Below are 12,884 nucleotides of genomic sequence, written 5' to 3'. Positions count from 1 at the left end.
GTCCAACGCATCCCAACCCGGCCTTAACACCGCGGGAACGTGCCAGGATAGACGGGTGGACATCGACCTCGCGGACCTTGACTTCTGGCGCAAACCCCTCAAGGAACGACACGAGGCGTTCGCCCGGCTCCGCCAGCTGGAGCATCCGGTGTTCTTCCCCGAGAAGAAGGTGCCGCTGCTGCGCTCCGGCAAGGGCTTCTACGCGCTCGTCCGGCACGCCGACGTCGTGGAGGCCAGCCGTAACGCCAAGGTGTTCTCCAGCGAGCCCGCCGTCACCAACCCCGAGCCGCCCGGCTGGGTGAAGCAGGTGTTCGGCGAGTCGATGGTCAACATGGACGACCCGCGCCACGCCAAGCTGCGCCGCATCGTCACCCGCTCGTTCAGCCCGAAGCTGCTGGCCGGGCTGCAGGACGACATCGAGAAGGCATGCGCCGCGATCGTCGACGACGTCGTGGCCCAGGGCCCGCGCGACTTCGTCTCGCAGGTGGCCGCCCGCCTGCCCATCCACGTCATCTGCGACATGATGGGCATCCCGGAGGAGCTGCGGGAGAAGGTCCACCAGCACGTCGACATCTCCACCGCCTACACCGGCGTGCGGCCGAGCCTGGCCCGCAGCGTGCAGATGGCCGGGCAGAACATGCTCGCCCTGCTCGCCCTGCAGCGCATGGTCATCAGGCTGGGCCACGAGCGGATCGCCGACCCCACGGGCGACCTGGTCTCGCTCCTGGTCAACGCCAACCCCGACGGCGAGAAGCTCACCGACAAGGAGCTCGGCTCGTTCTTCGCGCTGCTGCTGGTGGCGGGCAACGAGACCGCCCGCAACACGATGGCGCACGGCATCAGGCTGCTGACGGAGAACCCGGCCCAGCGCGAGCTGCTGATGGAGGACTTCGACGGCCGGATCAACAACGCCATCGAGGAGATGGTCCGCTTCGTCTCCCCGATCATGCAGTTCCGCAGGACCCTGACCCAGGACTACTCGCTGCGCGGGCTGGAGCTGAAGCAGGGCGACAAGGTCGTGCTCTTCTACGGCTCGGCCAACCGCGACGAGAGCGTCTTCCCCGATCCCGACAGCTTCGACATCACCCGCGAGACCAAGCCGCACGTCGGCTTCGGCGGGCCGGGCCCGCACTTCTGCCTGGGCGCCAACCTGGCCAGGCAGGAGATGCGGACCATGTTCCGCGAGCTGCTGACCCGCCTGCCCGGCATCCGCTCGGTGGGCGAGCCCGAGCTGCTGCTGTCGAACTTCGACAACAGCGTCCGCAGTCAGGCGTTCACGTTCTGAGGGTCGAGGACGTTCGTCCTGATCGTGAAGAACGTGATCAGTGACGCCACGCCCATCATCGCCGCGCTGATCACCATCGCGCTGTGGAACCCGGCGTTGAACTGGGCCGGGTCCTGGAACGCGTTGCCCACCAGGCCCACCAGCGGCGGGATCGCGGCCACGGCCAGCAGGCTGCCGGTGCGGGCCACCGCGTTGTTCACGCCGCTGGCCGTACCGGCGTAGCGCTCGTCGGCCGTGGCCAGGACGGTGGCCGTGAGCGGGGCCACCGCGAACGACAGGCCCAGGCCGAAGATCGTCACGGCCGGCAGGACCTGCAGCAGGTAGTTGGCGCTCGGGCCGATCGTGCTCATCCAGATGAAGCCGACCCCGGCCACCAGGATCCCGCCCGTCATCGGCAGGCGCGGCCCGATCCGCTTGGCGATCTCGCCCGCCCTGGCCGACAGCAGCAGCATCAGGATCGTGGTCGGCAGCATCGACAGGCCCGCCTGGGTCGGGCTGAAGCCCGAGACCACCTGCAGCTGCACCACCAGCAGGAAGAACACCACGCCCATGGCCGCGTACATGATCAGGGTGACGACGTTCACCGCGGCGAAGACGTGGTTGCGGAAGAGCCCGACGGGCACCAGCGCGTCCGGCGACCTGCGGATCTCGACCACGACGAACAGCGCGCCGAGCGCCAGGCCGGCGACCAGCGGGACGGCGGCGCCCTTCTCGGTCAGGCCGTAGGTGACCCCGGCCAGCGCCAGCGCGGCCAGCACCGATCCGAGCACGTCGAACTTGCCCGCCGCCTGCTCGTCCCTGGTCTCCGGCACGTGCCGCAGCGTGACGAGCACCACGATCGCCGCGAACGGCAGGTTGATCAGGAACGCCCACCGCCAGCCCGCCGTCTGCACCATCCAGCCGCCGAGCAGCGGCCCGATGGCGGCGGACACGCCGCCAAGCCCGGACCAGGCGCCGACGGCGCGCGGCCGGTCGGCCTTGGCGAAGGACGCCTGGATGATCGCCAGCGAACCCGGCGTGAGCAGCGCCCCGCCGATGCCCTGCAGCGCGCGGGCCGCCACCAGGAACTCGATGTTCGGCGACAGGCCGCACATCGCCGAGGCGAGCGCGAACCAGACCGTGCCGATCAGGAAGATCTTGCGCCTGCCGTACCGGTCGCCCAGCGAGCCGCCCAGCAGGATCAGCCCGGCGAGGGTGAGGGTGTAGGCGTTGATCGTCCACTGCAGGCCGGCCATGCCGGCGTGCAGATCCTTGCCGAGAAAGGGGAGAGCGACGTTGACCACCGTGCTGTCGAGCAAGGCGAGCCCCGAGCCGAGCACGGTCGCCCCGAGGATCCATCGCCCCTGGGCGGATTTGAGCACGATGTGGCCGTTGTCCATGGGGGCAATCCTGTCAGGCGCTGCCCAGTGCGCGCAGGACGAATCCGGACACCAGTTCGGTGGCGGACTCGACGGTCACGGCGCCGCTGATGAGCGGCAGCCGCTCCGCGCCGATGACCGCGAGGATCATCCTGGCGGTCGCCGCCACCTCCGCCACCCGGAAGTCGCCCGACTCGACGCCGCTGTCGAGGATCTCCACCAGGATCCGCTGCATCGGCGCCACGTGTTCGGCCAGCTGCTGGTAGGCATCGGGCCCCAGGGCCGCGCTGAGGTCGGCGGCGCCGGGGTGCGGATGCGCGAGCAGCCCGGCCAGCTGCAGGCGGACGAACGCGCGCAGCCGCTCGGCGGGAGAGGCGCCCTCCGGCAGGTCACGCTCGTAGCTGTCGATGAAGTAGCGCGTGACCCGCTCGGTGAAGGCCAGCAGCAGCGCGGCCTTGTCCGGGTAGTAGTTGTACAGGACGGTGCGGGTGATGCCCGCCTCGTTGGCCACGTCGGTCATCGAGATGCCGTCGATCCCCTGCACGCGCGACAACCGCGCGACGGCCTGCAGGATTTTGTCCTGGGTCTGGGCACGGTGCTCGCCGATCGTGGCGGCGGAGATCCGGGGCATAGGCCCCATGCTATTTCACAAGGTCGTCATCTATCTCGACTCGCCGTCCCGCACCCCTGACCAGGGCGGTTCGGTATACCCTCCTGGCGTTCGTCTCTGTGACCGGAGGGATACGGATCCGTGACCATGACCCGTCGATCGGAGCTGCTCGACGCGGCCTACACCTACGTGCTCGAGCACGGCCTGGCGGGCATGTCGCTGCGCCCGCTGGCCAGGGCCACGGGCACCAGCCCGCGGGTGCTGCTGTACCTGTTCGGCTCCAAGGACGAGCTGGTGCGGGAGATCCTGGCGCGCGGGCGGCGGGACCAGCTCACGCTGCTCGACTCGCTGCGCGGGGCGCCCTTCGACGAGGTGGTCGAGCGGCTGTGGGAGCACATCTCGGCCGACGAGCGGCGCGGCACGGTCAGGCTGTTCTTCGAGGCGTACGTGGCCTCGCTGTCGGCCGATCCCGGACCCTGGCAGGACTTCGCCCACCAGTCGGTGCGCGACTGGCTGCGGCTGCTGCGCGAGGCGCAGCCCGCCGCGGCCCCCGACGTCGCGGAGGCCCGGGCGACGCGCACGCTGGCGCTGCTGCGCGGGCTCCTGCTCGACCTGCTGGCCTGTGACGAGCCGCAGCGGCTACGCCGCGGCCTTGACCACGTCCAGTAGCTCGGCCAGCACCTCGGTGTTGAGCTGGTAGGCCAGGTGCACCTCGCGGATGATCCGCTGCCGCTCGCGCTCGTCCAGGTCGAGGGCGTCCAGGCGGGCGCGGTACTCGTTCTTGAAGCGGGGCAGGCTGCCGACCTCGTCGAAGACGTAGAAGTCGATGCCGCCGCCGCCCTTGGTGTAGCCGTAGATCTTCTGCAGCTCCTGCCGGATGAACTGCCCGCCCGACAGGTCGCCCATGTAGCGGGTGTAGTGGTGGGCGATGTAGCCGCCTGGCCAGTTCGCCACCTGCTCGATCCTGGCCACCAGCGTCCGGGTGGCGGGCGAGGGGGCGATCCTGTCGCGCCACGACGGCCCGTAGACGGCGTGCAGGTCCCGCTCGAGCGCCTCCTCCCGGTACAGCTCGGGGAAGACGAACCGGCCCGCCACCGGGTGGCCGGCCAGCCCCCGCGCCGCCCCGTCGAGGGCGATGTAGGCGAAGTAGTGCTGGGCCACCATCTCCCCGTACTCCTGCGGCGCCAATCGGCCGGCCATCAGCTCCGTGAGATAGCTCTCGGACTCGGCCGACTCGTGATCGCCCCAGGTGGCACTCTTCAAGATCTCAGAGAACGACGTCACCGCACACCCCTTTCATGACACAGTGTCACAAACGCGGGGTCCTCCCGTCAAACCGATGGCGACACCATGTCATCAAACCTAGCGTGCCCGCGAAGACCGGAATCAATGCCAGCCGCTGCAGAATCCATCCGGCCGAGTCCGGCCTGCCGAACTGCTGGAAGGCCACCACCACGACCAGCACCAGCGCCGTCTGGTGCCACAGGAAGATCCACATGGCCTCCAGGTTGACCAGCGTTGTGGCCGCCCACAGCCGCGGCCGCCGCATCAGCCGGGCCAGCGGATCCTTCAGCAGCAGCGCCAGCCCCACCTGGCCGACGGCGAAGCAGGTCGCGGCCAGCGTGGGCGGCGACAGGTTCGACAGCGGCGCCCCTGTCACGCCGACCATGCTCGCCGGATAGCCGGCCCACACGACCAGCGCCACCGCCGCGCAGAAGCCTCCCGCCAGCAGCGCGAGCGCCGTCCCGCGCCCGCGCAGCCCGCCGCGCCCCCAGATCACCCCCAGCTGGTACGGCACGGCCCACGCGGCCACCACGTTGACCCAGCCCAGCCACTGCGGCCCGCCGAGCCAGAACCTGCCCGCGTCGGCCGCGGCCACCGCGCACACGGCTGCGATCACCAGCCCGTACCGGGCCCTGACCAGCAGCGGCGTCGCCACGGTGAGCGCCGTGTAGACCGCGAGGAACCACAGGGGGCCGAGCGCGGGCATCGCCACGACCCGCACGGTCCGCAGCGGCTGGCCGTTCAGCTCGACCAGGAGCACGGCCAGCACCGCCCAGGCCAGCAGCAGCGGCACGACGGGCAGCAGCAGCCTGCGCAGCCGGGCCGTCAGCGGGCGGGCCTTCCGCGCGGCCACATAGCCGCCGACCAGGAAGAACACCGAGAGCAGTTGGAAGACCCAGGTGGCGGGCGCCAGTCCGGGCAGGTAGGCGAGCGGGCTGGAGATCACCAGGTACGGGTTCAGCTCCCACGCCGTGCCCAGCCAGTGGCCCAGCACGATGCACCCGATGGCCACCGCGCGCAGCGCGTCGATGCCGCGGTCACGCCCGGCCGGCGTGGCCGCCTCGATCCGCTGGGCGAAGCCGAGCTCAGCCACGGGTCACCTCGCCGGTCCTGCCCAGCGTGATCAGCGTCAGGTTGCGCAGCGACACGCCGCCCGGCCTGAAGTAGTCGCTGTGCCCGCCGGACCCCGCGTCGAAGATCCGCGACTCCGTCTCCATCGGGTCCGCGCCGAAGCCGAGGGCCCCGAGCTTGACGTGCGGGACGTACTTGATCAGGTCCCGCGCCCCCCGCCCCACCCAGAACCCGGTACGGCCGGTCACCCCCAGACCGGGGCTGCCGAACACCGCCACCTGGCTGACCGGCAGCCCGGGCGCCGCCTCGGCGCACACGACCGAGCCGTAGCTGTGGCACAGCAGGGTGATCGGGGCCGAGGTGCGCGCGCGCAGGTCCGCCACGGTCCTGCGCAGCGCGGCGACTCCGCCGGCGGCAGCGACGTCGGTCGCGGCGTCCAGGCTCAGCATCCGCGGGCTGTCGTAGCCCAGCCACGCCACCACCGCGACCCGCGCCGAGGGATCCAGCCGCGCCGCCTCGGCCAGCAGCGCGCGGGCGGCGCCGCCGGGACGGCGGAAGCTGTCGTCGAAGGTCGCGACGGTGGTGTCGGACCCGGGCACGTAGATCGCCACGTGGTCCGCGGTGGCCAGATCCCCGTACACCCGCACCAGCCGCTCGCCGTGCGGCTGGGGGACGGACGCGGTCAGGCACGCTAGCGTGGCCGCCGCCACGACGAAGTTCCTGAGCATGGCGGCGACGCTACGAACGGCGCCCCGTATCCGGCGTCACCAGCAGGAGTGATCTCTGCGGGTAGCTCCCTAGGATGATCGCGTGTAGCGGTGCTTGGCGCCGGGCGGGAAGTAGCCGGGGTCGCCCGCGGCGCGCAGCCTGACGACGGGGAGCTGCCGCTCGACCGGCACGTAGGCGGCGAACTCGCTGTTGAGCCGCTGGAGCTGGAGCATGATCACGCGGGCGACGATGTCGGCGAGCTCGCCGTCGGACGGGACGCCCGGGGGCGGGTCGTCCTCGTCGCCCGCCAGGCCGGGCCGCAGCTCGACCGTGACGGTCAGGTGCCTGGCGCGCTCGGCGTCCTCCAGCACCTCCAGCACGAACTTGCCGGTCACCGCGGACGCCACCTCGGGCTGCTCCAGGCCGATCGCGATGTTCTCCGGGTAGATGTTGGCGCCGTAGTAGGACACGGTGAAGTGGCTGCGGCCGAAGACGTAGGCGAAGGGCCGCTCGGGGCCGGTCGCCTCCGGCTCGAAGCCGTGCCCGCGCACGAACTCCAGCATCCGGCCGTGCTCGATCAGGCCGCCCTCGTCGGCGATGTGGTAGCGGACCAGCGGGACTCCGTTGTCGCCCGAGAACAGCAGCGTGCCCTGGTGCTCCTCGAAGAAGCGCACGTCCGGGTCGTACTGCACCAGGGTCGGCAGCCGGGATTCGCCGAACAGCTCGCGCGCCGTGCCGGGCCTGCCCGCCAGGAACCGGCGGATCTCGATCGACAGCGGCGTCTCGTTGCCCAGCACGCCCGCGTCGGCCGTGCCGTACAGCGAGGCCGTGCCGTGGACGGGGTCGGCCATGCCGGTGCGCTCGGCCATCAGCGTCCGCCACTCCTCGCTGAAGACCTCGCCCGCGGTGACGAGTTTGACGTCCCACTCCGCCCACGGCAGGGCGCAGGAGTCGATCACGTCCTTCAGGAAGGGCGGGTAGCCGAGCAGCACCACCTGGTCGAAGTGCGGCGCCAGGTCGGGCAGGACCCGCGCGATCTCGCGCCGGTCGCTGCCGGGCGCGACGGCGGTGATCGGGTAGCCGCGTTCGGCCAGGTGGCGCAGGCAGTTCAGGGTGAACAGCCCGCCCACCCAGGTGCCGAGCGCGAAGCAGACGACGGCCAGCGTGGTGCGCTCGCGGGCGCGGAAGGCGTCGCGGAACACCTCCTCGAAGCGGTCGGCGATCACCCGCTCGTCGGCCGCGGAGCGCGGCCAGTAGGACGGCACGCCCGTCGACCCCGACGACACGGCGATCACGTCGCCGATCACGCCGTCACGGCACAGCCGGGGGAGCGGGTGGCGGCGCGTGTAGTTGTCCTTCGTGGTGAAGGGCAGCCGCTTGAAGTCCTGAAATGTCGTGATCTCGGAGGGCTTGATGCCGTGCTCGGCGAGAAACTCCTGGTACGCCGGCACGGTCGCCGCGACGCGGTGGAAGAGCTCGACGGGGTCCACCCGTCGACTCTATTCCCCGGGGCGCACCAGGCCCGTCTCGTAGGCGTAGACGATCGCCTGGGCCCGGTCGCGCAGCCCCAGCTTCATCAGCACGCGCCCGACGTGCGTCTTGACCGTCTGCTCTGCCACCACCAGCTTGCCGGCGATCTCCTGGTTGGACAGCGCCTGCGCGACCAGCGAGAGCACCTCCGTCTCGCGCTCGGTGAGGTCGGCCAGGCGCCGGGTCGTGGGCGCGCGCGGCGCGCCGAGGCGGGCGAACTCGTGGATCAGGCGCTTGGTCACGCCGGGGGACAGCAGGGCGTCGCCGGCGGCCACGATCCTGACGGCCTCGGCGAGCTGCGCGGCCGAGGCGTCCTTGAGCAGGAAGCCGCTGGCCCCCGCCCGGAGCGCCTGGTAGACGTAGTCGTCCAGGTCGAAGGTCGTCAGGATCAGCACCTTGGCCGACAGGTCGGGGGAGGCGGTGATCTGCCGGGTGGCCTCCAGCCCGTCCATGACGGGCATCCGCACGTCCATGAGGATCACGTCCGGCTTGAGCTCGCGGGCGCGCGCGACGGCTTCGGCGCCGTCGGCCGCCTCGCCGACCACCTCGATGTCCCCCTGGCTGGCCAGGAACACGGTGAAGCCGGTCCTGACCATCCCCTGGTCGTCGGCGATCACCACCCGGATCGTCACTTGTCCTCCATCTCGTCGGCGACCGGCAGGACGGCCAGGACCTCGAAGCCGCCGTCCCGCCTCGGCGCCGCCTCAAGTGTGCCGCCGAGCAGCACCGCCCGCTCCCGCATGCCCACCACGCCCTGCCCGGCCCCCGCGGGCCCGCCGGGACGCGTGCCAGGGCCGTTGGCGACGCTCAGCCTTATCTCTCCCTGCTCGCGGGCGATCCGGACGGTCACCGTCGCGCCGGGCGCGTGCCGCATGGCGTTGCTCAGCGACTCCTGCACGATCCGGTAGGCCGACAGCCCGACCGCGGGCGGCACGCCGTCCGAGTCCGGCTGCTCGACGCGCACCTTCAGCCCCGTGGCGCGCGCGTTGGCCACCAGTTCCTCGATGCGGTCCAGCCCGGGCTGGGGCGCGGTGTCGACGCGGCCTTCCTCGTCGCGCAGCACGCCGAGCACCTGCCGCAGCTGCGCGATCGCGTCGAGCGAGAGGCCTCTGATCTCGGCCAGCCCCGCCTCGAGCTGCGCCGGGTCGCCGGCCGCCTTCAGCGGCACCGCCTCCGCGTGGATCGCGATCACCGACATGTGGTGCGCCACGATGTCGTGCAGCTCGCGCGCGATCCTGGCGCGCTCCTCCAGTACGGCCTGCGCCTCCTCGGCCTGGTGGGTCTTCAGCTCCTCCTCGCTCAGGCGGGCGGCGGCCAGGCGGCGGGCGCGCACGTTGTAGCCGAACAGCAGGGCGATGCTGACCACGACCATGGTGATCGGCATGGAGTTCGGATCGACGATCCAGGTGACCGCGAACGTGATGAACCAGATGGCGATCGTGATCTTCCGGTCGCTCCGGACCGCGGCCGCGTACGTCACGAGCAGGTACATGATCGACATCTGCGCGATGTACGGCCCGCCGCCGAGCTTCCCGAGCACGTACAGGGCCAGCGGCGTCATCACCAGCGCGGTCCGCCAGGCGGCCAGTGGCCAGCGGTTGCGCAACCCGAGTGGCAGCGAGACGGCCGCGGCGGCGAAGTAGACCAGGCCCAGTGGCAGCCGGAACGGGAGCTGGAACGGGGGGCCCTCGTTCCATATCAGCGCTTCGCTGAGCGTCGTGCCGAACAGCACCCACATCGCCACCAGGTCCAGCGCCTGCACCAGGTCGAAGGATCTGGCGGGGGCCCAGCTCGGCAGCGGGACCCGCAGCCACCGTCCGCGCGGAGGTGGCGGGTCGGCGTCGCCCTCGAACAGGGCCAGCCTGAAAGGCAGGATCGCCGCCGCCAGCCTGCGCTTCAGCTTGCCCGGCCACGTCCACAGGACCGGCTGCGACGGGGCGGGGATGGGGGTTTCCTCGCGGATGGCGCGGACGCCGTGGCTGAACAGCCCCGCCACCGCCACCACAGTCGCCCCGATCAGCGCGCTGGACGGGGCGGCGGCCAGGATGCCCACCATGGTGACGGCGCCCGCGGCGATCGTGACCCGCCGGTCGCACCGCACCCCCACGGCGTACATGACCAGCCCGTACATGATGGCGGCAGGCCACAGCGCGAAGGAGGCTGAGCTGCCCAGACCGGCGGCCATGGCGATGAGGGGGAGCAGGGCCAGGCTCGTCCGCCAGGCTCCGAGCGGCCAGCGGCCGCGCAGCACGATCGGCAGCGCGATCGCGATCGCGATCATGTTCGTCAGGGTGTCGTTGGCGTCGGCGGAGGAATGGGTGGCGACGACTGCATAGAGGATCACCGCCAGCACCAGGTCGAGGACCTGGAGCGTGCCGACGTGGACGCGGGAACGAGCAGGAGGCGGATCGGCCTCGCCCTCGAACAGGGCGAGCCGGAATGGCCTCACCACTGCCGCGATCACCTGTCCACCCTATGGCCGATCGACCTGCGGGACGTCACCCCCGGGAGCTAACCCAGGGGTATCGCTTACATGATTACGATCGCCGTGAGCGAACATCGGCAAGCTTGGGAACAATGTTGGACTCCAATGACTTGAGTCCGTATAACTCAACCCTTTGGAGTTCGCATGAGTGAGAGCTTGATCCTCCCGGTCCTGCCGCTGGACGACGAGGTCGTGCTGCCCGGCATGGTCGTTCCGTTGGATCTGTCCGACTCTGAGGTGCGGGCGGCCATAGACGCGGCACAGGCCACTGGGCGTAACAAGCCACGAGTCCTGCTCGTTCCCCGCATCGACGGACGGTACGGCGCCATCGGCGTGCAGGCAGTGGTGGAGCAGGTCGGAAGGCTTCCCGGCGGGGAGCCCGCCGCCGTGGTCCGCGGCGTCAACAGGGCCAAGGTGGGCACCGGCACGACCGGCCCCGGCGCGGCGCTGTGGGTGGAGGTCCACACGATCGACCCGGTGCAGTCCGGCGAGCGCGCGCAGGAACTGGCCAAGGAGTACAAGTCGCTGGCCACCACGATCCTGCAGAAGCGCGGCGCGTGGCAGGTCGTGGACCAGGTCAACCAGATCGACGACCCGTCCGTCCTGGCCGACAGCTCCGGCTACACCCCGTGGCTGACCACGGCGCAGAAGGTCGAGCTGCTCGAGGCGGCCGACCCCGCCGACCGGCTGGCCAAGCTGGTCGAGTGGTCGCGCGACCACCTGGCCGAGCTGGACGTGGCCGAGACGATCCGCAAGGACGTCCAGGAGGGCATGGAGAAGCAGCAGCGGGAGTTCCTGCTGCGCCAGCAGCTCGCCGCCGTCCAGAAGGAGCTCAGGGAGCTCAAGGGCGACTCCGCCGAGACCGAGGAAGAGGACTACCGGGCCCGCGTGGAGGCCGCCGACCTGCCCGTAAAGGTGCGCGAGGCGGCGCTGAAGGAGGTCGACAAGCTGGAGCGGACCTCCGACCAGTCCCCCGAGACCGGCTGGATCCGCACCTGGCTCGACACCGTCCTGGACATCCCCTGGAACACCAGGACCGAGGACAACTACGACATCACCGGCGCCCGCGCGGTGCTGGACGCCGACCACACCGGCCTCGACGACGTCAAGGACCGCATCATCGAGCACCTGGCCGTGCGCAAGCGCCGCCAGGACAAGGGTCTCGGCGTGGTCGGGGGCAGGCGCAGCGGCGCCGTACTCGCCCTGGCCGGACCTCCCGGCGTGGGCAAGACCTCGCTCGGCGAATCCGTGGCGCGCGCGATGGGCCGCAAGTTCGTCCGCGTCGCCCTGGGCGGCGTCCGCGACGAGGCCGAGATCCGCGGCCACCGGCGCACCTACGTCGGCGCGCTGCCCGGCCGCGTCGTCCGCGCGATCCGCGAGGCGGGTTCGATGAACCCGGTCGTGCTGCTCGACGAGGTCGACAAGGTCGGCGCCGACTACCGCGGCGACCCGACGGCCGCCCTGCTCGAGGTGCTCGACCCGGCGCAGAACCACACGTTCCGCGACCACTACCTCGAGGTCGAGCTGGACCTGTCGGACGTGCTGTTCCTGGCGACCGCCAACGTGCTCGAGGCCATCCCCGGGCCGCTGCTCGACCGGATGGAGGTCGTGACGCTCGACGGCTACACCGAGGACGAGAAGCTGTCGATCGCCCGCGACCACCTGCTGCCCAAGCAGCTCAAGCAGGCCGGCTTCGAGCCCGCGGAGATCGCCTTCGAGGACGACGCGCTGCGCCGCCTGGCGGCCGAGTACACCCGCGAGGCCGGGGTCCGCTCGCTGGAGCGGGCGGTCGGCCGGGTGATCCGCAAGGTCGCGGCCAAGGACGAGACCCCGGTCACGGTGACCGCCGAGTCGCTGGTGGACTACCTGGGCAGGCCCCGGTTCGTGCCGGAGTCGTCGCTGCCGGAGTCCAAGCAGCGCACCTCGGTGCCCGGCGTGGCCACCGGCCTGGCCGTCACGGGAGCGGGCGGCGACGTCCTCTACGTCGAGGCGTCCCTGGCCGACCCGGAGACCGGCGAGACAGGACTGACCCTGACGGGCCAGCTCGGCGACGTCATGAAGGAGTCGGCGCGGATCGCGCTGTCCTACCTGCGCTCGCACGGCGCGGAGCTGGAGCTGCCGGTCACCGCGCTGAAGGACCGGTCGGTGCACGTCCACTTCCCCGCGGGAGCCGTGCCCAAGGACGGTCCCTCGGCCGGTGTGACGCTCACGACCGCGCTGGCCTCGCTGCTGTCGGGCCGGCAGGTCCGCGGCGACGTGGCGATGACCGGTGAGATCTCCCTCACCGGCCGCGTCCTGCCGATCGGCGGCGTCAAGCAGAAGCTCCTGGCGGCGCACCGGGCGGGCATCACCACGGTGCTCATCCCCGCCCGCAACGAGCCCGACCTGGACGACGTGCCCGAGGAGGTCCGCAACGAGCTGACCATCCACGCGGTCAGCGACGTCAAGGAAGTCCTCGATATCGCCCTCTCACCCGCCCAGGTGCCGACCACCGTCGCCGCCTGAGCGTCCACAGAGAAGACCCCGCCGCGTCCTGCGCGGCGGGGTCTTTCT

At 71.2% G+C, this 12,884-nt stretch carries 11 protein-coding genes; 3 read left to right on the top strand and 8 right to left on the bottom strand.

The window, feature by feature from the left end; genetic code table 11:
- Positions 1–55: 55 nt before the first annotated feature.
- Positions 56–1,285 (top strand): cytochrome P450, encoded by a 1,230-nt coding sequence (locus KIK09_RS04280; protein ID WP_308163907.1) that lies wholly within the window; start codon positions 56–58, stop codon positions 1,283–1,285.
- Here KIK09_RS04280 and KIK09_RS04275 read toward each other — a convergent pair.
- A complete protein-coding gene (locus KIK09_RS04275) occupies positions 1,267–2,664 on the bottom strand; it encodes an MFS transporter (protein ID WP_214317290.1) in 1,398 nt (465 codons plus the stop codon). The genes KIK09_RS04280 and KIK09_RS04275 overlap by 19 nt on opposite strands.
- A 13-nt stretch (positions 2,665–2,677) precedes the next feature.
- Entirely contained in the window at positions 2,678–3,274 is a 597-nt protein-coding gene (locus KIK09_RS04270; RefSeq protein WP_214317289.1) for a TetR/AcrR family transcriptional regulator, read from the bottom strand.
- Positions 3,275–3,400: 126 nt separating this feature from the next.
- On the opposite strand from KIK09_RS04270, the gene KIK09_RS04265 reads away from it, so the two are divergent.
- Positions 3,401–3,922 carry a TetR/AcrR family transcriptional regulator gene (locus KIK09_RS04265; RefSeq protein WP_214317288.1) on the top strand — a complete coding sequence of 174 codons (522 nt, stop codon included), beginning with the start codon at positions 3,401–3,403 and terminating at the stop codon, positions 3,920–3,922.
- Here KIK09_RS04265 and KIK09_RS04260 read toward each other — a convergent pair.
- The 6 genes from KIK09_RS04260 to KIK09_RS59895 all read right to left on the bottom strand — a co-directional run bounded on the left by KIK09_RS04260 (position 3,893) and on the right by KIK09_RS59895 (position 10,310).
- Positions 3,893–4,537 carry a biliverdin-producing heme oxygenase gene (locus tag KIK09_RS04260; RefSeq protein ID WP_214317287.1) on the bottom strand — a complete coding sequence of 215 codons (645 nt, stop codon included), beginning with the start codon at positions 4,535–4,537 and terminating at the stop codon, positions 3,893–3,895. The two genes, KIK09_RS04265 and KIK09_RS04260, sit on opposite strands and share 30 nt — an antisense overlap.
- A gap of 25 nt (positions 4,538–4,562) precedes the next feature.
- Entirely contained in the window at positions 4,563–5,630 is a 1,068-nt protein-coding gene (locus KIK09_RS04255; protein WP_214317286.1) for an acyltransferase family protein, read from the bottom strand.
- On the bottom strand, positions 5,623–6,336 hold the full coding sequence (locus KIK09_RS04250) for an alpha/beta hydrolase (protein WP_214317285.1): 714 nt from the start codon (positions 6,334–6,336) through the stop codon (positions 5,623–5,625). Before KIK09_RS04250 ends, KIK09_RS04255 begins: the two co-directional genes overlap by 8 nt.
- A 69-nt stretch (positions 6,337–6,405) precedes the next feature.
- Positions 6,406–7,806 (bottom strand): phenylacetate--CoA ligase family protein, encoded by a 1,401-nt coding sequence (locus KIK09_RS04245; protein WP_214317284.1) that lies wholly within the window; start codon positions 7,804–7,806, stop codon positions 6,406–6,408.
- Between the two features lie 9 nt (positions 7,807–7,815).
- On the bottom strand, positions 7,816–8,478 hold the full coding sequence (locus KIK09_RS04240) for a response regulator (RefSeq protein ID WP_214317283.1): 663 nt from the start codon (positions 8,476–8,478) through the stop codon (positions 7,816–7,818).
- Positions 8,475–10,310 (bottom strand): sensor histidine kinase, encoded by a 1,836-nt coding sequence (locus tag KIK09_RS59895; RefSeq protein WP_214317282.1) that lies wholly within the window; start codon positions 10,308–10,310, stop codon positions 8,475–8,477. Before KIK09_RS59895 ends, KIK09_RS04240 begins: the two co-directional genes overlap by 4 nt.
- Positions 10,311–10,475: 165 nt before the next feature.
- Here KIK09_RS59895 and lon point away from each other — a divergent pair, with 165 nt between their 5' ends.
- Positions 10,476–12,836 (top strand): endopeptidase La, encoded by a 2,361-nt coding sequence (gene lon / locus KIK09_RS04230; RefSeq protein ID WP_214317281.1) that lies wholly within the window; start codon positions 10,476–10,478, stop codon positions 12,834–12,836.
- Positions 12,837–12,884: the final 48 nt, after the last annotated feature.

Source organism: Nonomuraea sediminis (assembly GCF_018531495.1).
GTDB lineage: Bacteria > Actinomycetota > Actinomycetes > Streptosporangiales > Streptosporangiaceae > Nonomuraea > Nonomuraea sediminis.
Note: the sequence above shows the minus strand (reverse complement) of the source record. Positions and strands in the feature narration are given on the sequence as shown.